Consider the following 18,369-nt stretch of genomic DNA (forward strand, 5'->3'; position numbering starts at 1 on the left):
TCTTCTTCTCTGATTTTCAAAATGTAGCATTATTTTCATAACAAAGAACGGCGCCAAAGCGCTGACCGGGAGGATCAAGTGTCGGAAACCTCAGCAGGGACCGTCGCGGAGCGCATCAGCCGCCTGTTTGAAACGCTGACGCATGCGGAGCGGAAACTGAGCAATGTGATCCTCGATAACTACCCGGTCTCCGGACTCGGCACGATCACCGCACTCGCGGAAACTGCCGAAATATCCGCCCCGACCGTTGCCCGGATGGCCCGAAAGCTGGGGTATGGCGGGTTTCCGGAAATGCAGGCCGCGCTCCGGGCCGAGCTGGAAGCGACGCTGTCGAACCCGATCACCAAGCACGACACCTGGGCCGCAAATGCCCCGGACACGCATATCCTGAACCGATTTGCCGATGCCGTGACGGATAACTTGCGACAGACCTTGCAGCAACTGGATCTGGAGGATTTCGATGCGGTGGTTGATCTGCTCTCGGACCCGTCCCGCAACATCTATGTCGTCGGCGGCCGCATCAGCCGCTCCCTGGCGGACTATCTGTTCACCCATATGCAGGTCATCCGGGATCGGGTGATACTGATTCCGCCAAACTCGAACACCTGGCCGCACTATGTGTTGAACATGACGGAAGGCGACGTCCTTGTGGCGTTCGACATCCGGCGCTACGAGCACGACACCCACCGCCTGGCGGAGATGGCCACGGAGCAAGGCGCCCAGCTTGTATTGTTTACCGATCAGTGGGGCTCGCCGGCCGCGAAACATGCCAGCCACGGTTTCCGTGCCCGGATCGAGGCGCCCTCCGCCTGGGACAGCTCGGTCGTCATCATGTTCATTCTGGAAGCCCTGATCGCGGCCGTGCAGACAGAGCGCTGGGAGGAAACCCGAGACCGGATGAAGACGCTCGAGCAGCTCTTCGACAGGACGAAACTGTTCCGCAAATTCACCTGAAACCGCGAAAGGTGCGCAGCGGCGCTATCGCCGGAATGACGAAAGCAGTTCCAGATACTGGCGCACCACCGTATCCTCTCCGAACTTGCCTTCAAATTCGGCCCGTCCGGCCGTGACGAGCGACGCGGCCAGCGCCTTGTCCGCAATCACCGCTTTCACCTGCGCCGCCAATCCTTCCGCATCCTCAAGATCAGCCAGCAGGCCGGTCTCGCCATGGCGGATCAGATGCACCGGCCCCTCGCTCCGGGCCGCCACCACTGGACGATCCCGCGCCCAGGCTTCGATGACGACATTTCCCAGCCCCTCGACCCGGCTGGAACAGACCAGAATGTCGGCACTGGCCAGCAGATTCGCCGTATCGTCGCGCCAGCCGAGAAAGACAATGCGCCGGGCCACACCGAGTTCCGCGGCAAGCGCCTTCAGGGCTGCTTCCTCTGGTCCGGTCCCGGCGATCCAGAGATGCGCGTCAGGAACCTGCGCCAGGGCGCGGATCAGGACGTCGAATGCCTTGTTCCTGTGCAGCCGTCCCAGCGCCAGCAGCAGCGGCGCATCCGAGGGTGTTCCGAGGATGGCACGGTCAAGCGCCGTGCCTGGCGCCGCATCGACAAAGTTCGGAAGATAATGCGCCCGCTCCGGCGGCCAGCCCTGGGCGGTGATATGCTCGATCAGTCCCGGCGCATTGCAGATCAGATGATCGAAGCCGCGATAGTATTTTATGTCGTAATAACCGCCGATCCGGCCAGCCCGGATGTAATCTCCGGGCGGGGTTTTCGCGGCGGCACGATTCATCCAGGCCAGCACCACATCCGGCGCGAAGGCCCTGGTATCCTTCCGCAAGCGCCATGGCGTCAGGAGATCGAGCGCACCGCCGAAACCAAGTTCGGTAAAATCCACACCCGCTGCGCGCAGGATCCCGGCACGGCGCGGGTCCCGGCGGATCGCCACGCGCTGAGCCACCTCCGCGCTGCGGGCAGGTTTCGCCATGGCGGATGCCAGCCGCTCGAAGAACACTTCGGCGCCGCCGTGGCGCGCCCCTGCCATGGTCTGATAAAGACGGATCATGCAAATATCGGAAAAGCCTGTGACAACGCGGCGCATTGTGGTGTAGCCCGGACATGACCGCAAGCGTAGCCAGCTCGGGAGCCATCGGACGTGGACGCTGAAACCGCCGGAACAAACCCGCGCCATATCGGCGGCACGCTGGTCATCCAGCCGCTGCCCGGTGTCGGCGATGCGATCTGGCATCTGCCGCACCTGAAAAGCATCGCCGCAGAGACCACGGAAAAGGCGGTCACGCTGCTGACCAAGAAGCGCTCCCGAGCGGACTCTCTGTTCCAGCATATGGACTGCGTGCGGGACGTTCTGTGGCTGGATGATGAGCGGCACCGGGGACCGCTGGGCGGCTTCCGGCTCGGGGCGGCACTACGCCCCTACGGCTTCAGTACTGTCTGGATCCTGCACACCTCGTTGCGCTACGGGCTGGCTGCCTGGCGTGCCGGAATCGGCGAGCGGAACGGCTACGGCATCGGCTGGCAGGACGCATTCCTGACCTCGCAGCATGGCCTCGCACGCACCGCCCGGGGCTTTACCGCCATCGAAAAGGCGAACCAGCTCTTGCTGAACCACTCTGTGCCGAAGCTGGAGCCGATGCCCCACCTGCCGATCCCGGCCGCCATGCTGGAGGAGACAAAGCGCCTCTATGCCGCCCTGCCACGCCCCTGGATCAGCTTCATCATCGGCGCGAGCGAACCGTTCAAGCAGTGGGGCGTCAATAATTTCGGAGCGCTTGCCGACCGCGTGCGCCGACAGACCGGCGGCACGATCTTCCTGATCGGCGGTCCCGGCGAAACCGATCTGGCAGACCGGCTGCAGACCCGTTTCGGCCGGCCGGACTGGATGGTTCCGGTGCTGAACCTGCCGATATTGGAAACCGGGGCCGTCATGGCGGCGACCGATCTGGCGGTCGGCAATGATACAGGCTTTCTCAATGTGGCGGCAGCGACGGATGTCCCCTCGATCGGCCTGTTCGGCGGCTCCCCGCCGATGATGGAAGACAGCAGGATCGATGCCATCACGGCCTACGGTGAGCTGCACTACGGCAGCGACCGCATGGCGGAAATCGGCCCCGATCGTGTTGCCGACAGGGTCGTCTCGAACCTCTCCGCGGACTGATTTTCCGCTGCTCGCAATCGCGCGCCCTAGACGCCCGGTTCCTCGCTTTGCTGCTCGTGCATCATCCGCACCCAGACGGACACAACCGCGCCGGCTTCCGCCGAATTGAAGTTTATGCGCGAACCTTTGCTGTCATTGCCAATCAGCCGGCCTGTCAAATTGAGCCCCGATTCCGTATGCCTGATCGTCAACTCGGAGCCGGGCTCTGCATCCACCGCAGGTTCAAGCCGCAGGCCTCCTGCCGAAACATTATCGACAATGCATTTATGCGCGACACCGTTCACTGTGACCTCCAGGGGGGAGGTGACGGGGTAGCGTTCGAATTCACGCCTCTCGTCTCTAGAGGAAAGGCCGATGGCCTTCAGGATCGCGCTTAACATGGTTCAGGACTCCTCCGGCACGACCGCCAAACGTTCAACCAATGATACGCACTCAGTTCCAGATTTGAAACGTGGTCTGTGCAAAAACAACACAAGAGGCATTAATTTCCAGTCTCCACCAACGGCCAGTTTCGAATAAAGCATTCTGCCGACGAGCACCAATCCAATTGGACGGACCGATTAACGTGGCAAAACTTACTGTGGACAATGTCCGGCACCGCTTCGACGCAGCGCCGCCCTCCGCCGCGATCCACGCGGTCGGGCCGACCGGTTTTTCCCTGTCCGATGGAGAGTTCCTGGCGATTGTCGGGCCGTCCGGGTGCGGAAAGTCGACCCTGCTGCGTCTGGTCGCCGGACTCATTGCGGTCCGCGATGGGCGCATCACGTTCGACGGAGATCCCGTAACGGGCCCCAGTCCGCGCCGGGGAATGGTGTTCCAGCAACCGGCCCTGTTCCCGTGGCTCACGGTGGAACGCAATATCGCTTTCGGAGCGCGATTCCGGTCGCTGTCCCGAACCACCGCATCGCAGCTGACCGAGGAACTGATCAGCGCGGTCGGGCTGGAAGGGTTCGAAGCCTTCTATCCCTCCGCCCTGTCAGGCGGCATGCAGCAGCGGGCGGCACTGGCGCGAACGCTTGCGGGCGGGCCGGATCTGCTGCTGCTGGATGAACCCTTCGGCGCCCTTGACCAGCAGACCCGCGGGAAAATGCAGGTCTGGCTGGCCGGACTTCTGGCCGAACGCGGCATCTCGGCATTGCTGGTGACGCACGATATCGAGGAAGCAGCGTTCCTCGCCGACCGGGTACTGGTGATGAGCGGCAGGCCGGGCCGCATTCTCCGGGACATGGCAATTGATCTGCCCCGGCCGCGCGCGGCCCGAATCCGGACAGAGGCCGGCTTCGTCGCCACCAAGGCCGAAATCAGCGCCGCTTTGGAGGTCTGACCGGACCATATCACCGCAGCAAGAGCTCCCTGCAGCCACTTAGTTGGAACGGCTACAAACAAGTCGTGGCCCCAGCGCATACTTTTCTGTTATCAAAGAGGGAATCGTTCGGGTGGGCGTATCTGCGACCGTCCGGTATCTGGTTTATCCCTGACCGTCCCCGCGGGGCCCATGTACATCTACCTGCCCATCGCAGAGATGTCGGTAAACGTCCTCACAATTCTCTTGATGGGCGGTGCCATTGGATTTCTGTCCGGCCTGTTCGGCGTCGGCGGCGGCTTCCTTATGACTCCATTGCTGATTTTCATTGGTGTCCCGGCCCCCGTTGCCGTCAGCACCGGTGCGAATCAGATCGTTGCCAGCTCGATTTCCGGCGTCATTGCGCACTGGCGGCGCGGCAATCTCGATTTCACCATGGGTTTCGTCCTGCTGGCGGGCGGCATTGTCGGCTCCAGCTTCGGCGTGCTGCTGTTCAAGTTCCTCGAAAGCCTGGGCCAGATCGATCTGGTGATTAAGCTCTGTTACGTCGTTTTCCTCGGCGTGATCGGCTGCCTGATGTTGCTGGAGAGCATCCGCACCATTCTCCAGGTCCGGCAAAGCGGCGCGCGCCGCCGCAAGCTGCATCAGCACACATGGATGCACGGTCTGCCCCTGAAGATCCGGTTCCGTAAGTCCAAGCTCTATATCAGTGCCCTGCTGCCTCTCGGGATCGGGTTTTTTGTCGGTATTCTCTCCGCCATCATGGGCGTCGGCGGCGGCTTCATCATGGTGCCGGCAATGATCTACATGCTCGGCATGCGGACATCCATGGTGGTTGGCACCTCACTCCTGCAGATCATTTTCGTTACCGCCAACGTGACCTTCCTGCAGGCCATCTCGACGCAGACAGTCGACGTCGTCCTCGCCATCCTGCTGCTGATCGGCGCCGTAGTCGGTGCCCAGTTCGGCAGCCAGTTCGCCGTCAAACTGAAAGGCGAGCAGCTTCGCGGGTTGCTGGCACTCCTGGTGGTGTCGGTCTGCCTCAAGCTCGCATTCGATCTGGTGGTCACGCCGGACGACATCTTCTCTATCGTGGTGGCCAACAATGGTTAGGCGGCTGGGCATCATCACGCAGTTTCGCCTGCTGTCACTCGCCGTCATTGCGATGCTGTGTGCAACTGGTGACAAAGCCGCCGCGCAGGATCTGATCGCCGATCTGTCCAGCCACCGCGTCGATATCACCACGGGATTTACCGGCGCCGATCTGCTGTTGTTCGGGTCGGTAGACGATGACGGCGATATCGTCATCACCGTCTCGGGCCCGCGCGAAACGGTTGTCGTACGGCGCAAGGAGCGGGTTGCCGGTATCTGGATGAACACCCGCAGCATGCTGTTCGACAACGCCCCCAATTTCTACGCCTTCGCGACCAGCCGGCCGCTGGATGAGATCGCCCCGCCGGAGGTTCTCGCCCGCCAGCAGATCGGGGCGGACCATCTGCGGCTGCGCCCGGCCGCAAGCGACGAGAAACTGTCGCCCGAGGACGAAGCCACGTTTCGCACCGCCCTTGTGCGTCGCAAGCAGGTACAGGGGCTTTATGCAAGCGACCCCGGCCAGGTCACGGTCATTGCCGGCAAGCTGTTCAGGACGCAGATCCATTTCCCGGCAAACCTCGCGACGGGAACATATACCGCTGTCGTCTACCTGATCCGCGGCGGCCGCATCGTGCATGCCCAGACAACGCCGCTGCTGGTGGAAAAAGTCGGCATCGGCGCGGAGGTTTACACATTCGCCCACCGGCATTCCGCAATCTACGGACTGGCCGCGATCCTGATCGCTGTCGCCGCGGGCTGGCTTGCCGCCGCTGTTTTCCGTAAAGTCTGAATCAGTGTTGGCAGAGCGGATGGGACGCATATGAGTCAATTGACGGACGGATCAAAGCCTCGGGTCTTCCTCGTTGTTGTCGATGACAGCGAGGAGATGATGATCGCGCTGCGCTTTGCCTGCCGCCGGGCCCGCCACAGCGGCGGCCATGTGGCTCTGTTCCGCGCTATTGAGCCGCAGGAATTCCAGCACTGGATGGGTGTCGGCGAATTGATGCGTGAGGAGGCCCGCGAGGATGCGGAAGAATTGCTCGGCCAGCTCTCCGAGCGCGTGGTCGAAATCTCCGGTCAAATCCCGATCATCTATGTCCGCGAGGGACTTGTGAGGGACGAGCTGCTCAATCTGATCGACGAGGAACCAAGCATTTCGGTACTGGTGCTCGGTGCAAACACGCAAGGCGAAAGCCCGGGACCGCTGGTCACCTACATGACAGGCAAAGGCGCTGCGCGGATGCGCGTACCGGTCACCATCGTACCCGGCAATCTCACAGACGAGCAGATCGACGCAGTGACCTGACGTCCGGGGCAACCGGTTCGGATACCGACCGCCTTGTGGCAAAAAGTCAAATCGTCCAGCAATTCCGGATCGAAGAAAAAGTCTTGTTTCGATCCTGACTTTTTCGGATCGGTCCTGCTATTGTCAGCGGCAATCAAGAAGCCGATGCGCCGTTCAGGCCTTCCCGCCCCGGAGAGATAATGAGCATCAACCCGTTCGAGACGGTGGTTGAAACTGTCGACACGTCGCCGACAGTGTCCGACGAGACCAAGTTCACGACCTGCTACATGTGTGCCTGCCGCTGCGGCATCAAGGTGCATTTGCGCGACGGCACCATCCGTTACATCGAGGGCAACAGGAACCACCCGGTGAACAAGGGCGTGCTGTGTGCCAAGGGCTCCGCCGGGATCATGCAGCATTACTCGCCGGCGCGGCTGACCAAACCGATGAAACGGGTTGGCGAGCGCGGCAGTGGCGAGTTCAAGGAGGTCGAGTGGGACGAAGCCCTTGCGACTGCCGCCGACTGGCTCGGCGACATCCGCAAGAGCGACCCACGCAAGCTCGCCTTCTTCACCGGACGGGATCAGTCCCAGTCGCTGACCGGCTGGTGGGCCAGCCAGTTTGGGACGCCTAACCATGCCGCCCATGGCGGCTTCTGTTCCGTCAACATGGCAGCGGCGGGGCTATATTCCATCGGCGGCTCCTTCTGGGAGTTCGGTGAGCCGGACTGGGAGCACACCAAGTATTTCATGATGTTCGGCGTCGCCGAGGATCATGATTCGAATCCGATCAAGATGGGCCTCGGGCATATCAAGACCCGTGGCGCAAAGTTCGTTTCCGTCAATCCGGTGAAAACCGGCTATTCCGCGATAGCGGATGAATGGGTCGGTATCCGGCCCGGCACGGACGGGCTGTTCATTCTGGCGCTGGTGCATGAGCTGCTGCGCGCCGGCAAGGTCGATCTGCACTATCTGGTGCGCTACACGAACGCGCCCTGGCTGGTGATCCAGGATCCGGGTGCCGCCGATCACGGCCTGTTCGCCCGCGATGCCGAGGGCCGCCCGCTCGCCTTCGACAAGAGCAACAGCAAGGTGGTCTCCGCTCTGGAAGCAGATATTTCGCCCGATCTCGCCGGTGAGCATGTCCTGCCGGACGGCCGGAAAGCCGTGCCGTCCTTCAAGCTGCTGGCAGAGCGTTATCTCGATCCGTCCTATGCGCCGGATGCCGTTGCCGCACAGACCGGCCTTGATGCCGCGACGATCAAGCGGCTGGCCGCCGAGATCGCCCATGCCGCCTTCGAGCAGGAAATCACCCTCGACGTGCCCTGGACCGACTGGGCCGGCCGCCGTCACGAGAAGATGATTGGCCGCCCCGTCGCCATGCATGCCATGCGCGGCATCTCGGCCCATTCCAACGGCTTCCATACCTGCCGCGCCCTGCACATGCTGCAGATGCTGCTCGGCAGTATCGATTGCCCGGGCGGCTTCCGTTACAAGCCGCCCTTCCCGCGCCCGGCCCCGCCGCCGCTGAAACCTGTTGGCCGTGCGGAACAGATCAAACCCGGCACCCCGATGGCAGGGCCGCCGCTCGGCTTCCCGATGGGCCCGCAAGACCTGCTGGTGGACGAGGCCGGCAACCCTGCCCGGATCGACAAGGCCTTCTCCTGGGATGCGCCGATGGCCGTGCACGGCATGATGCACATGGTCATCCACAATGCCTGGGCGCAGGACCCGTACCCGATCGACACCCTGTTCATGTACATGGCGAACATGAGCTGGAATTCGACGATGAATTCCAAGGGGACGATGGAGAAACTAACGGACAAGGACCCGGAAACCGGCGCATACCGTATTCCGAAAATCATCTATTCCGACGCCTACGCCTCCGAGATGGTGGCTTATGCGGATCTGGTACTGCCTGACACCACCTATCTGGAGCGCTGGGACTGCATCTCCCTGCTGGACCGGCCGATCTGCGACGCCGACGGAGCGGCGGACTCTATTCGCCAGCCTGTCGTGGCGCCGGACCGTGACGTGCGGCCCTTCCAGGAAGTGCTGATCGATCTCGGCGTCCGCCTCGGCCTGCCTGGCCTGACGCATGAGGATGGCTCTGCGAAATATCCGGGCGGCTATCCCGACTACATTGCCAACCATGAGCGCGCGCCCGGCATCGGCCCGCTGGCCGGCTGGCGTGGCGTGGATGGCACCGAAGGCGGCAAGGGCGCGCCGAATCCGGACCAGCTTAAGCGCTACGTGGAGAACGAATGCTTCTGGCGGCACGAATTCAAGCCGGAAGAGCGGTACTACAAGCACGCCAACAAGACCTATCTCGAAACCGCGACACGTCTCGGGTTCATAGGCGCCCCGAACCAGATCATCATGCAGCTCTATGTCGAGCCGCTGCAGCAGTTCCGGCTGGCGGCCGAAGGTCATGGCGCCAACCAGCCGCCGGAGAAGGATCGGGAGCGGATCAAACGCTATTTCGACCCGCTGCCGATCTGGTATCAGCCCTTCGAGGAGAGCCAGGTCGATACCGACAGCTTCCCGATGCACGCGATCACCCAGCGCCCGGCAGCGATGTACCATTCCTGGGGCAGCCAGAACGCCTGGCTGCGCCAGCTGCACGGCAAGAACCCGCTATTCATGAACCGCAAGCAGGGCGAAAGGCTCGGCATCGCGGACGGGGACTGGGTCTATGTCACCTCCCATCACGGCCAGATCAAGGTGCCGGTGAAGCTGATGGAAGGCGTCAATCCGGACACGGCCTGGACCTGGAACGCCATCGGCAAGCGCCGGGGCTCCTGGAACCTCGGCAAGGACGCGCCCGAAGCGACCAAGGGCTTCCTGCTGAACCACGTGATCTCCGAGCTGCTGCCCGCACGCAAGGACGGCTACCGCTATGCCAACGCGGACCCGGTCACCGGTCAGGCGGCCTGGTACGACCTCAGGGTCAGGATCGAGAAAGCGGCGGATGACCGGCCGGAGACGGTTTCGGAACCGCAATTCCCGGTGTTGAAAACCGCCCCCACGGCGGAACGGCCGAAAGGGCCGCTCCAGTTCAAGGGGAGGCGCGGCCAATGACCTCTCTTCCGACAGCCCTACCCGCCTCGGCCGGAGGCACGAAACTTGGCCTGGTCATCGATCTCGATATCTGCGTCGGTTGTCATGCCTGCGCGGTGAACTGCAAGGAATGGAACACCAGCGGCCACTCGGCGCCGCTGACCGACTGGAACGCCTACAGCGCCGACGCAGAGGAAGACGGCGACGAAGGCGCCTGGGGTGTCTGGTTCAATCGCATCCACACCTATGAAGCCGGCGACGGCGCGGATGCCCGCACGGTGCATTTCCCGCGCTCCTGCCTGCATTGCGAGACACCGGACTGCGTCACCGTCTGCCCGACCGGCGCGTCCTACAAGCGGGCCGAGGACGGCATCGTGCTGGTCAACGCGGATCTCTGCATCGGCTGCAAGCTCTGCTCCTGGGCCTGCCCTTACGGCGCGCGGGAATACGACAAGACCGAGGGGGTGATGAAGAAATGCACCCTCTGCGTTGACAAGATCTACAACGAGAATCTGGAAGAGATCGACCGGGTGCCGGCCTGCGTTTCCACCTGCCCGGTCGGCGCGCGGCATTTCGGTGATCTCGGCGATCCGGATTCCGATGTCTCGCAACTGGTCGCCGAACGCGCCGGCTACGAGCTGATGCCGGAGATGGGCTACAAGCCCGTGAACCGCTATCTGCCGCCGCGCCCGCGCCGGGACAAGGCCGAGGATATTGGTATGCCGGAACGGCTTGCCGACCTTGCCCAACGGGTTCCCGCAGGTGAGACGACTTCCGGCGCCAGCGGTCTGCTCGGCTGGCTCGACACCATGCTTTCCCGCTGAGGCCCGCAGATGCATCCCGCCCTCTCCGTTATCTTCTTCACCACCGCTTCCGGCGCCGGCTACGGTCTGCTGGTCTGGCTCGCGCTCTATGCCGCTCTGACCGGGGATGCCGATCCGCTCATCGGATGGGTCGGCCTTCCGCTCGCCCTCGCCCTCGTGACCGCAGGACTGCTGAGCTCCACCTTCCATCTCGGACACCCGGAAAGGGCCTGGCGGGCAATGAGCCAGTGGCGCAGCTCCTGGCTGTCCCGCGAGGGTCTTGCCGCGGTGCTGACCTATATCCCGGCCGGGCTGTTCGCCGCCGGCTGGCTTCTGGCGGACAGGAATGACGGCATCTGGAGCATCGCCGGGCTGGTCACCGCTCTGCTGGCCCTGGTCACGGTCTATTGCACCGCGAAGATCTACCAGAGCCTGAAGACCATCCCGCGCTGGCACAACGGTTTCACCGTGCCCGGCTATCTCGCCATGGCGCTGGCCACCGGCGGGCTCTGGATGCTGCCTATGCTGGCGCTGTCCGGCGCCGAGCTTCTGCCTATAGCTTTGCCCACAACGGGCTTCCTGCTGCTCTCGGCCGTGATCAAGTGGCGCTACTGGGCCGTGACCGACCATGCGGCGCCGACCGCGACATCCGGCACCGCGACCGGACTCTCCAGCCTCGGGACCGTGCGTCTGCTTGAGGGACCGACGACATCGGAAACCTATGTGATGCGTGAAATGGGATACAAGATCGGCAGGAAACATGCGGTGAAGCTGCGACAGCTCGCCGCGCTGTTCGGTCTGCTGATCCCGATTGCCGTGCTGGCGGCGGTCCTCGCCATGCCCGGCTCGGGCATCATGGCCGGTGGACTCGTCCTGCTTGCCGCATTGTCAGGCAGCATCGGCGTTGTCCTGGAACGCTGGCTCTATTTCGCCGAGGCCCGCCATGTGGCGACGCTCTATTACGGCGCAGAGTTCGCCTGAACCCACTCTTCTGCCTCGCCTTCCACGGCGGATTCGATGACTTCCTCGTAGGAGAAGTCCTTCGGCAAGGTCTCGTCCATCACGTTCGGCTCAATCTCTTCGATGAATTCACCGCGCGGATCGAGTTCGGCAGCAAGCGCTGATGTCCGCGCATAGGCGACATACGGCCCCTGCTCTTCCCTGGCCGGTGCCGGCCGCCGGAGCATCCGATAGACCGCGAAGATCCCAACAGAAAAACCGATAAAAGCGGTGAACTGGAACAGGCCGCCAGGTCCGACATGATCCATGGCGAAGGCAGCGACAATTGGGCCGATGGTCGATCCGAGGCTCGCCGCGATCAGGATGCCGGCCGCCGCCGGGACCAGGTCGGACGCGTCGACATGATCATTCACATGGGAAATGGCCAGGGGATAGAGGGCGAAGTTCAGCCCGCCGAAGACCACCATCAGGCCGAGGAACACGAAGGTGTCGCCCTCGAACAGAAGCGCGATGGCGAAGGACACACCGCCGACGGCAAAGAGCACGACGGCGATCACCGTCCGCCGATCGAAGAAGTCCGAGAGTTTGCCGATCGGATATTGCAGCAACAGCCCGCCGAACATGGTGACCGTCATCATGGTTGCGATTTGCGCCACCGAGAAGCCGATCTGATTACCGAAGATCGGACCGAGGCCCATGATGACCGCGCCGAGGATGCCACTGGCAAAACTGCAGATCATGCCAAGCGGCGAAACCTTGAACAAGGCGGCCATGCTGAGTCGCGACGGCGCCAGCTCGCCGGCTGTCGCCCGGCTGGCAAGCGCCAGCGGCACCAGGGCCAGCGAGAACAGGATTGAAGCCACGCTGTAGAGAATGAAGCTGGTCGGCGGCGAGAGATTGAGGATCTGCTGGCCGGCCGCCATGCCGAAATAGATCACCACGACGTAAATCGAGAGCATGCCGCCGCGCTGCTTGTTCGAGACCGCACCGTTCAGCCAGCTTTCCGCCACCATAAGAGCGCCGGCGATGCATATACCGGTGGCGAAGCGCAGCAGGGCCCAGAAATATGGATCGACGAAAACTGCGTGGGCGATGGCACAGGCCGAGATGACCGAGGCAAAGGCTGCGAAGGAACGGACATGGCCCACGCTCTCGATGATCCGTCCGCACAGGGCAGCGCCGACAAGCTGGCCGAAGAAATAGGCCGCGGTCACCAGACCGGCGACCGTGGTGTCGAATCCCTCCTGACTCATGCGCAGGGCGATCAGACTGTGGAACAGCCCGTTCGCCGTCCAGAGAAAGGCAACGGAGATCATCAGGGCGACGATCGGGTGACCAAGCATGTTCATCGGAAGTCCGTATCGGTATCGGTTGCGCGGTCAATCTAGGAGGCTGCCCTTAGAGCGAGAAAGGCAGGACAGTCTCGCTCCGGGGCGACGCAAGCGACGTAATCAGGATGATTCACGCGTCTGCCACGGATATTTCATCTGCACGACGTGTCGTGGCAAATGTTGACACTGCCCCCGCACGACGCATATCGATGCCTCTCACCCGAACGGAGCGTCTCAATGCGCTGGCGTACAGCTCTCGGCGGCATCATCATGATTGTCGGCCTCACTGCCTATATCGCAGCAGTCGTCACCATCGCAAATCATCTTCTGCCGCAGCACTGGTTGGCTGACCTTGTTTTCTATCCGGTCGCCGGTTTCCTCTGGATCTTTCCAGCCATTCAGCTGATCGGCTGGACGAAGAAGGACAAGGAGCCGCCGCTGAATTTGTAAGTGGTCGCGTTTCGGCATCGGCGGCAGAGCTCTTGTCCGACGTCAGTTATCGCGAAAATCCTTTGCCGACAGTCCAAAGCGGGCAAGGCGGTCATAGAAGGTATTCCGCGGCAACCCCAAGGCTCTGGCGGCCTCGGTTGCCTTGCCGCTTGTGCGCTTCAGGGTCTCCGTTAGAACCATTTTCTCAAACGCTTCCATCTGTTCGGCAAACGTGCCATGCCCGACGCTGTCGTTCTGGACTCGCGTTCCGAGAGCATAGGTCATCGCATAACTCCGCAGCTCCGGAAGGCTGCCGGGCCAGGACCGGGTCATGACGTCTGTCAGAGTGGCAGTGGAAATCTCCGGCATGTCCGTGTCCAGACTGCGCACTGCCAGTCGCACGAAGTTCTCGAAGATCTCCGGCAAATCATCCCGCCGCTCATCAAGCGTCGGAACCCGGATCTCGACCACGGTGGTACCGCTCTCGCCTGCCTCAAAATGCTCCAGATCCGCCAGCGTCATAGCGGAAGACGAAATCACGCGCAGATCGGAACACCGGCGCAAGAGCGCGCGCAGATCGGCGACCTGTTCCGGCGCGGCGTTTTCGACATTTTTCAGCGACAGATCCGCCGGATCTTCCGGCGGCCGCAATCGGCGCACCGCATCAGCCGGGGCATTGAGCAGGTTCAGAGTGAGAAACGCACGCGGTTCCGGCGCCAGGGCGTTGATGGCAAAGGCAGCTTGCTTCTTGCCCGTGCCTTTCGGTCCGTGCAGATGAACGTGGCAATCGCTCGCCGCAACCCTGCGCAAGGCCGTCCGTAGGCCCGTCGATACGGGCCCGGACCCCGGAAAACTGCGGGCCGCCGCGTCGCTGCGCTCCAGCGCCCGCTCGATACGCCGGGATATCAGCACCAGGTCCCGGTGCGCGATCGCCCGGCTCACCACATCGACAAGCCGCTCCGTGCCGACCGGCTTCTCCAGATATTCGTAGGCACCTTCCTTCATGGCCCGCATTGCCGTCGGCACATCGCTGTGCCCGGTCAGCAGAATGACCGGCAAATCCGGATCAGCGCTCCGGGCCGTGGATAGAACGGAAAAGCCATCCTGGTGCGGCATCCGGATGTCGGACAGGATCACCCCCGGAAAATTCGCCCGGATGCTGCGCTTGGCCTGCACATAGCCGACCGCCGGTATCACCGTGAGATCGGCCAGCTCCAGAGTCTGCGCCAGCGAATGCCGAAGGGCGTCATCATCCTCGATCAGAAGCACCTGTCCGCTCATGGTGCCGCCCCTTCCGTCAGCGGGAGGCGGATGGTGAAGACGGCCCCGCCATCCGCCTTGTTGCGGCAGGAAAGCATCCCGCCAAAACTGAGAATGATCCCGTAGGAAATCGAGAGTCCGAGGCCAAGACCTTTCGAGGCACCAAGCTCCTTGGTCGTGTAGAACGGCTCGAACACCCGTGACGGGTCCGGAATGCCGGGACCGGAATCGGCAATTTCCAGGACCGCTTCTGCCGTACCTGTTGCCAGCGTCACGTCGATCCGCTTCGTCTGCGCTCCCGTCAACGCATCCTGTGCGTTCGAGAGGATGTTGAGCACGACCTGCTGCAGACGCACCTCGCCTCCGACAACGAGCATGCGGCGCGTGGGCTTGGACCAGGACAATTGGATGCCGGCTTCTTCCAGCGACGGCAGGGTCAGGGCGATCGCATCGTCGACCGCTGCAACGAGGTCCACCGGCTCCCCGCCCTCGCCTTCGTTGCGCGCAAAGGCGCGGAGATTCCGGATGATCCTGTCGATCCGCTGTACCTGCCCGGATATCTCCGCGAGATTCCCTGCCGCCTCGTCGAGCCGGTTCCGGTCGAGCAGCTTCCGTCCGTTTTCCGACAGATTGAGAATGGTGGCGAGCGGCTGATTGAGTTCGTGGCTGATCCCGGCGGACATCTCTCCCAGCGCTGTCATTTTCGACGCCTGAACCAGTTTGTCCTGCGCCACTTTCAGCTCGGACGTGCGGCGGTCGACCCGTTCCTCAAGACGCGCATTGGCTTCCGCCTCGATCGCCAGCCGGTCCGCCATGCGGCGGCGCCACAAAGCCGCAATCAACATGGCGAGGCCGAGAGCTCCCAGCGCGGTGACGGTCAGCGTGCCGCGCAGGAGTGCGGCGGTCCGGGCTGGCGCCGTATCGAGGAAACCCCTGGCAACCATGTTGACCTGGGGCAGGTGCCGGGTCACCACAAGGGCGCGGAGCGGCAGGGCCTGCGCCGCCGAGAAAGCCCAGATCTCGTGTCTGCCGTCTTGCTCGAGTGCATGTTCGGGAAAGGCCGCAAACCGTGAATCACTGTCATCCGGGCTCTTGTCCTGATGCATCAGCAGGGCCTGCCGGGTCGAGGCGAAGACGGTCTGCTCCCTGTCGAAGAAACAGATGACTTCCGGGTCAATACCCCATTCGAATTCCAGTGCCGCCACATCGATCGTAACGAAGATCGCGCCTTTCGCCGGCGCCGTGCCGTCCAGCACGCCGCGGCTCAGCTGGATCACCCGCCGGCGGTCTTCCAGTGCCGCGGCCAGTCCGAGACGCCCGTTCAGCGCAGCGCGCAAGAGCGCCGGATCGACGGGCGCATGCGCCCGGCCGGGCGCGAGCTCCGGTGAAGAGGACGCGACCACACGGCCGTCACGATCCGTCACGGTGATGCGTTCGGCGCCATAGGTCAGGACGGAGTCGAGCAGCAGGTCATCGACCGTCTCGTCGGCGGTCTCGCTGACCACGCTGCGGATGGTCTGCGGATGCCGGGCCAGCAGGTTGATCAGATAGGAATATCCGGAAAGCTGTCCCATCAGGCGATCGCCAGCCTGCTGCACCCGGATTCGTCCGGTTTCCTCCAGACGGTCAAGCGTCTCAAGATACGCAGCGCGATAGACCAGCCATCCCGCAAGCAGGGAGACCAGCGCATAAAGCGCGCAGACGGTACCGGCAATGACTTTGGTCCGGGACATGGCCTCCGACCCGATGATCGCATGCCCCCATCGATGACCGGGTCCACAGCGAATGACAAAACTGCCCGAAAATTCGGACAAATCGATTTCGACCAAAAAGTACTAGAAGTTAAAGGACTGACTTTAAAGAAAAAAAGATTTTGTCCAATTCACGATTGCCGAGTTGATGCAGGCAATTTCTTGTACGCATCTATGCGGATTCAACCGCGTGTCTATTGGGAGGACACCATGAAGAAGATTTTTGCCGCCGCCATTGCGGCTGCCGCCCTTATCGCACCCGGCGCGGCCTTTGCCGCCTGCGATGACGGCGAGGTTGTCATCAAGTTCAGCCACGTTACCAACACCGACAAGCACCCCAAGGGTATTGCCGCGACGCTGCTCGCGGAACGCGTCAACACAGAGATGAACGGCAAGGCCTGTATGGAGGTTTTCCCGAACTCGACGCTGTATAACGACAACAAGGTCCTGGAAGCGATGCTCCAGGGCGACGTGCAGCTCGCTGCCCCGTCCCTGTCGAAATTCGAGAAGTTCACCAAGAAATTCCGCCTGTTCGACCTGCCCTTCATGTTCAAGGATGTGAATGCGGTCGACGCCTACCAGAACTCGGCAGCCGGCAAGAGCCTGCTCGACAGCATGCAGCGCCGCGGCCTGCAGGGCTTGGCCTACTGGCACAATGGCATGAAGCAGATGTCGGCCAGCAAGCCGCTGCTGCTGCCGTCCGATGCGCAGGGCCTGAAATTCCGCGTGCAGTCGTCCGAAGTGCTCGTCGCCCAGATGGAAGCCATCGGCGGTACCCCGCAGAAGATGGCCTTCTCCGAAGTTTACGGCGCTCTGCAGCAGGGTGTTGTCGACGGTCAGGAAAACACCTGGTCCAACGTCTACGGCAAGAAGTTCTTCGAAGTGCAGGACGGCACCACCGAGACCAACCACGGCATCATCGACTATCTTCTGGTCACCTCCGTCGACTGGCTGGAAAGCCTGAAGCCGGACGTTCGTGACCAGTTCCTGAAGATCGTTGCCGAAGTGACCGAGACCCGGAACAGCGAATCCACCGCCGTGAACGAGGCTGCCAAGCAGTCCGTGATCAAGGCCGGCGGTATCGTCCGGACCCTGACCCCGGAGCAGCGCGCTGCCTGGATCGAGGTCATGAAGCCGGTCTGGGCCAAGTTCGAAAAGGATGTGGGTGCGGACAACATCGCCGCCGCGCAGGCCGCGAACCAGTTGACCAACTAAGGCGGCCACGTCAGCCTTTAGCCTTGTCGCGCGGTGCGGAGTCCCTCCGCACCGCGCTTGTTTTCTGAGGGCGGCTTGCACAAATGATGAAACCCCTCTCCGACCGGATCGAGGAACTCGCGATAGCGGTCATCCTCGGATCGATGACCGTGATCACCTTCGCCAACGTGATTGCGCGCTATGTATTCGACTCGGGCATCCTCTGGGCGCTTGAAGTCACCGTGTTCCTGTTTGGCTGGCTGGTACTGCTTGGCGCCGCATATGCCGTCAAGGTCCGCGCCCATCTCGGTGTCGACGTTGTCACTGCGGGTCTGGCGAAGCCGGTGCGCCGGATCACGGCCCTGATCGCCTGTGCCGTCTGCATTGTCTACGCCTTCCTGCTGCTGAAGGGGTCCTGGGACTACTGGGCGAATTTCGCCAACCTGCCGGCCACGGACGGCCGCTGGTTCCCGACCGGCTTCGAGGACAGTTTCCGCGAAAAGGGCTGGTACGAGACAGAAGACACCCCGATGCCGGACATCCTCGGTTTTCGCCCGCTCGACTGGCTGCAGGACGTGTTCAACGAGGGCGAGACCTACGAGAAGATTCCCCGCCTCGTGCCATACATCATCCTGCCATTCGCAATGGCGCTGCTGCTGTTCCGCTTCGTCGTCACCGGCATCGCCATCTGGCGCGGCCGGGTGGAAGGGCTGATCGCCAGCCATGAAGTCGAGGATGCAGTCGAGGACGCCGCCAAAAAGCTGAAGGATCTCTGA

The 18,369-nt window shown here is 62.5% G+C and carries 17 protein-coding genes; 12 read left to right on the forward strand and 5 right to left on the reverse strand.

The annotated features are described in order from the left end of the window. Nucleotides 1-78: 78 nt before the first annotated feature. Nucleotides 79-954: a MurR/RpiR family transcriptional regulator gene (locus tag RH950_RS18435; protein ID WP_350059213.1), complete on the forward strand. Its 876-nt coding sequence runs from the start codon at nt 79-81 to the stop codon at nt 952-954. Between the two features lie 24 nt (nt 955-978). Here the strand turns inward: RH950_RS18435 and RH950_RS18440 are convergent, their stop codons facing one another. Then, nucleotides 979-2,016 (reverse strand): glycosyltransferase, encoded by a 1,038-nt coding sequence (locus RH950_RS18440; protein ID WP_350059214.1) that lies wholly within the window; start codon nt 2,014-2,016, stop codon nt 979-981. A gap of 90 nt (nt 2,017-2,106) precedes the next feature. On the opposite strand from RH950_RS18440, the gene RH950_RS18445 reads away from it, so the two are divergent. Continuing rightward, nucleotides 2,107-3,126: a glycosyltransferase family 9 protein gene (locus RH950_RS18445; RefSeq protein WP_350059215.1), complete on the forward strand. Its 1,020-nt coding sequence runs from the start codon at nt 2,107-2,109 to the stop codon at nt 3,124-3,126. A gap of 26 nt (nt 3,127-3,152) precedes the next feature. Here RH950_RS18445 and RH950_RS18450 read toward each other — a convergent pair whose 3' ends face one another. Beyond that, the gene (locus RH950_RS18450; RefSeq protein WP_350059216.1) at nt 3,153-3,506 is read right to left on the reverse strand and encodes a PilZ domain-containing protein; all 354 of its coding nucleotides are present in this window, start codon (nt 3,504-3,506) and stop codon (nt 3,153-3,155) included. 185 nt (nt 3,507-3,691) lie between these two features. On the opposite strand from RH950_RS18450, the gene RH950_RS18455 reads away from it, so the two are divergent. The 7 genes from RH950_RS18455 to RH950_RS18485 all read left to right on the forward strand — a co-directional run bounded on the left by RH950_RS18455 (nt 3,692) and on the right by RH950_RS18485 (nt 11,649). Further along, a complete protein-coding gene (locus RH950_RS18455; RefSeq protein WP_350059217.1) occupies nt 3,692-4,450 on the forward strand; it encodes an ABC transporter ATP-binding protein in 759 nt (252 codons plus the stop codon). Nucleotides 4,451-4,621: 171 nt separating this feature from the next. Next, nucleotides 4,622-5,542, forward strand: a complete 921-nt coding sequence (locus RH950_RS18460; protein WP_350059218.1) for a sulfite exporter TauE/SafE family protein — start codon at nt 4,622-4,624, stop codon at nt 5,540-5,542. Next, nucleotides 5,535-6,311, forward strand: a complete 777-nt coding sequence (locus tag RH950_RS18465; RefSeq protein WP_350059219.1) for a TIGR02186 family protein — start codon at nt 5,535-5,537, stop codon at nt 6,309-6,311. Before RH950_RS18460 ends, RH950_RS18465 begins: the two co-directional genes overlap by 8 nt. 30 nt (nt 6,312-6,341) lie before the next feature. After that, complete coding sequence (locus tag RH950_RS18470) at nt 6,342-6,827, forward strand: universal stress protein (RefSeq protein ID WP_350059220.1); 486 nt, start codon at nt 6,342-6,344, stop codon at nt 6,825-6,827. 179 nt (nt 6,828-7,006) lie between these two features. Next, nucleotides 7,007-9,886: a molybdopterin oxidoreductase family protein gene (locus RH950_RS18475; RefSeq protein WP_350059221.1), complete on the forward strand. Its 2,880-nt coding sequence runs from the start codon at nt 7,007-7,009 to the stop codon at nt 9,884-9,886. Beyond that, nucleotides 9,883-10,689: a 4Fe-4S dicluster domain-containing protein gene (locus tag RH950_RS18480; RefSeq protein WP_350059222.1), complete on the forward strand. Its 807-nt coding sequence runs from the start codon at nt 9,883-9,885 to the stop codon at nt 10,687-10,689. The genes RH950_RS18475 and RH950_RS18480 overlap by 4 nt, the downstream gene beginning before the upstream one ends. A gap of 9 nt (nt 10,690-10,698) precedes the next feature. Next, nucleotides 10,699-11,649, forward strand: a complete 951-nt coding sequence (locus tag RH950_RS18485) for a dimethyl sulfoxide reductase anchor subunit family protein (protein ID WP_350059223.1) — start codon at nt 10,699-10,701, stop codon at nt 11,647-11,649. On the opposite strand, the gene RH950_RS18490 is transcribed toward RH950_RS18485, so the two are convergent. Further along, nucleotides 11,628-12,977, reverse strand: a complete 1,350-nt coding sequence (locus RH950_RS18490) for an MFS transporter (RefSeq protein ID WP_350059224.1) — start codon at nt 12,975-12,977, stop codon at nt 11,628-11,630. The genes RH950_RS18485 and RH950_RS18490 overlap by 22 nt on opposite strands. 219 nt (nt 12,978-13,196) lie before the next feature. On the opposite strand from RH950_RS18490, the gene RH950_RS18495 reads away from it, so the two are divergent. Continuing rightward, nucleotides 13,197-13,409, forward strand: coding sequence for a DUF2842 domain-containing protein (locus tag RH950_RS18495; protein ID WP_350059225.1), 213 nt, complete (start codon nt 13,197-13,199; stop codon nt 13,407-13,409). 42 nt (nt 13,410-13,451) lie between these two features. Here RH950_RS18495 and RH950_RS18500 read toward each other — a convergent pair whose 3' ends face one another. Together RH950_RS18500 and RH950_RS18505 are read right to left on the reverse strand one after the other, a co-directional pair. Then, nucleotides 13,452-14,669 (reverse strand): sigma-54-dependent transcriptional regulator, encoded by a 1,218-nt coding sequence (locus tag RH950_RS18500; RefSeq protein WP_350059226.1) that lies wholly within the window; start codon nt 14,667-14,669, stop codon nt 13,452-13,454. Continuing rightward, nucleotides 14,666-16,381, reverse strand: a complete 1,716-nt coding sequence (locus RH950_RS18505; protein ID WP_350059227.1) for a sensor histidine kinase — start codon at nt 16,379-16,381, stop codon at nt 14,666-14,668. Before RH950_RS18505 ends, RH950_RS18500 begins: the two co-directional genes overlap by 4 nt. Before the next feature lie 228 nt (nt 16,382-16,609). Here RH950_RS18505 and RH950_RS18510 point away from each other — a divergent pair, with 228 nt between their 5' ends. Then, nucleotides 16,610-17,614 (forward strand): DctP family TRAP transporter solute-binding subunit, encoded by a 1,005-nt coding sequence (locus RH950_RS18510; protein ID WP_350059228.1) that lies wholly within the window; start codon nt 16,610-16,612, stop codon nt 17,612-17,614. 83 nt (nt 17,615-17,697) lie between these two features. Beyond that, entirely contained in the window at nt 17,698-18,369 is a 672-nt protein-coding gene (locus tag RH950_RS18515; protein WP_350059229.1) for a TRAP transporter small permease, read from the forward strand.

The sequence above is a fragment of the Nisaea sp. genome (genome assembly GCF_040217065.1).
Lineage (GTDB): Bacteria > Pseudomonadota > Alphaproteobacteria > Thalassobaculales > Thalassobaculaceae > Nisaea.

Coding starts and splice junctions, on each gene's coding strand:
- RH950_RS18440 (WP_350059214.1), bottom strand. CDS start 2,016: ATGATCCGTCTTTATCAGACCATGGCAGGGGCGCGCCACGGCGGCGCC.
- RH950_RS18450 (WP_350059216.1), bottom strand. CDS start 3,506: ATGTTAAGCGCGATCCTGAAGGCCATCGGCCTTTCCTCTAGAGACGAG.
- RH950_RS18460 (WP_350059218.1), top strand. CDS start 4,622: ATGTACATCTACCTGCCCATCGCAGAGATGTCGGTAAACGTCCTCACA.
- RH950_RS18465 (WP_350059219.1), top strand. CDS start 5,535: ATGGTTAGGCGGCTGGGCATCATCACGCAGTTTCGCCTGCTGTCACTC.
- RH950_RS18470 (WP_350059220.1), top strand. CDS start 6,342: ATGAGTCAATTGACGGACGGATCAAAGCCTCGGGTCTTCCTCGTTGTT.
- RH950_RS18475 (WP_350059221.1), top strand. CDS start 7,007: ATGAGCATCAACCCGTTCGAGACGGTGGTTGAAACTGTCGACACGTCG.
- RH950_RS18480 (WP_350059222.1), top strand. CDS start 9,883: ATGACCTCTCTTCCGACAGCCCTACCCGCCTCGGCCGGAGGCACGAAA.
- RH950_RS18485 (WP_350059223.1), top strand. CDS start 10,699: ATGCATCCCGCCCTCTCCGTTATCTTCTTCACCACCGCTTCCGGCGCC.
- RH950_RS18490 (WP_350059224.1), bottom strand. CDS start 12,977: ATGAACATGCTTGGTCACCCGATCGTCGCCCTGATGATCTCCGTTGCC.
- RH950_RS18495 (WP_350059225.1), top strand. CDS start 13,197: ATGCGCTGGCGTACAGCTCTCGGCGGCATCATCATGATTGTCGGCCTC.
- RH950_RS18500 (WP_350059226.1), bottom strand. CDS start 14,669: ATGAGCGGACAGGTGCTTCTGATCGAGGATGATGACGCCCTTCGGCAT.
- RH950_RS18505 (WP_350059227.1), bottom strand. CDS start 16,381: ATGTCCCGGACCAAAGTCATTGCCGGTACCGTCTGCGCGCTTTATGCG.
- RH950_RS18510 (WP_350059228.1), top strand. CDS start 16,610: ATGAAGAAGATTTTTGCCGCCGCCATTGCGGCTGCCGCCCTTATCGCA.
- RH950_RS18515 (WP_350059229.1), top strand. CDS start 17,698: ATGATGAAACCCCTCTCCGACCGGATCGAGGAACTCGCGATAGCGGTC.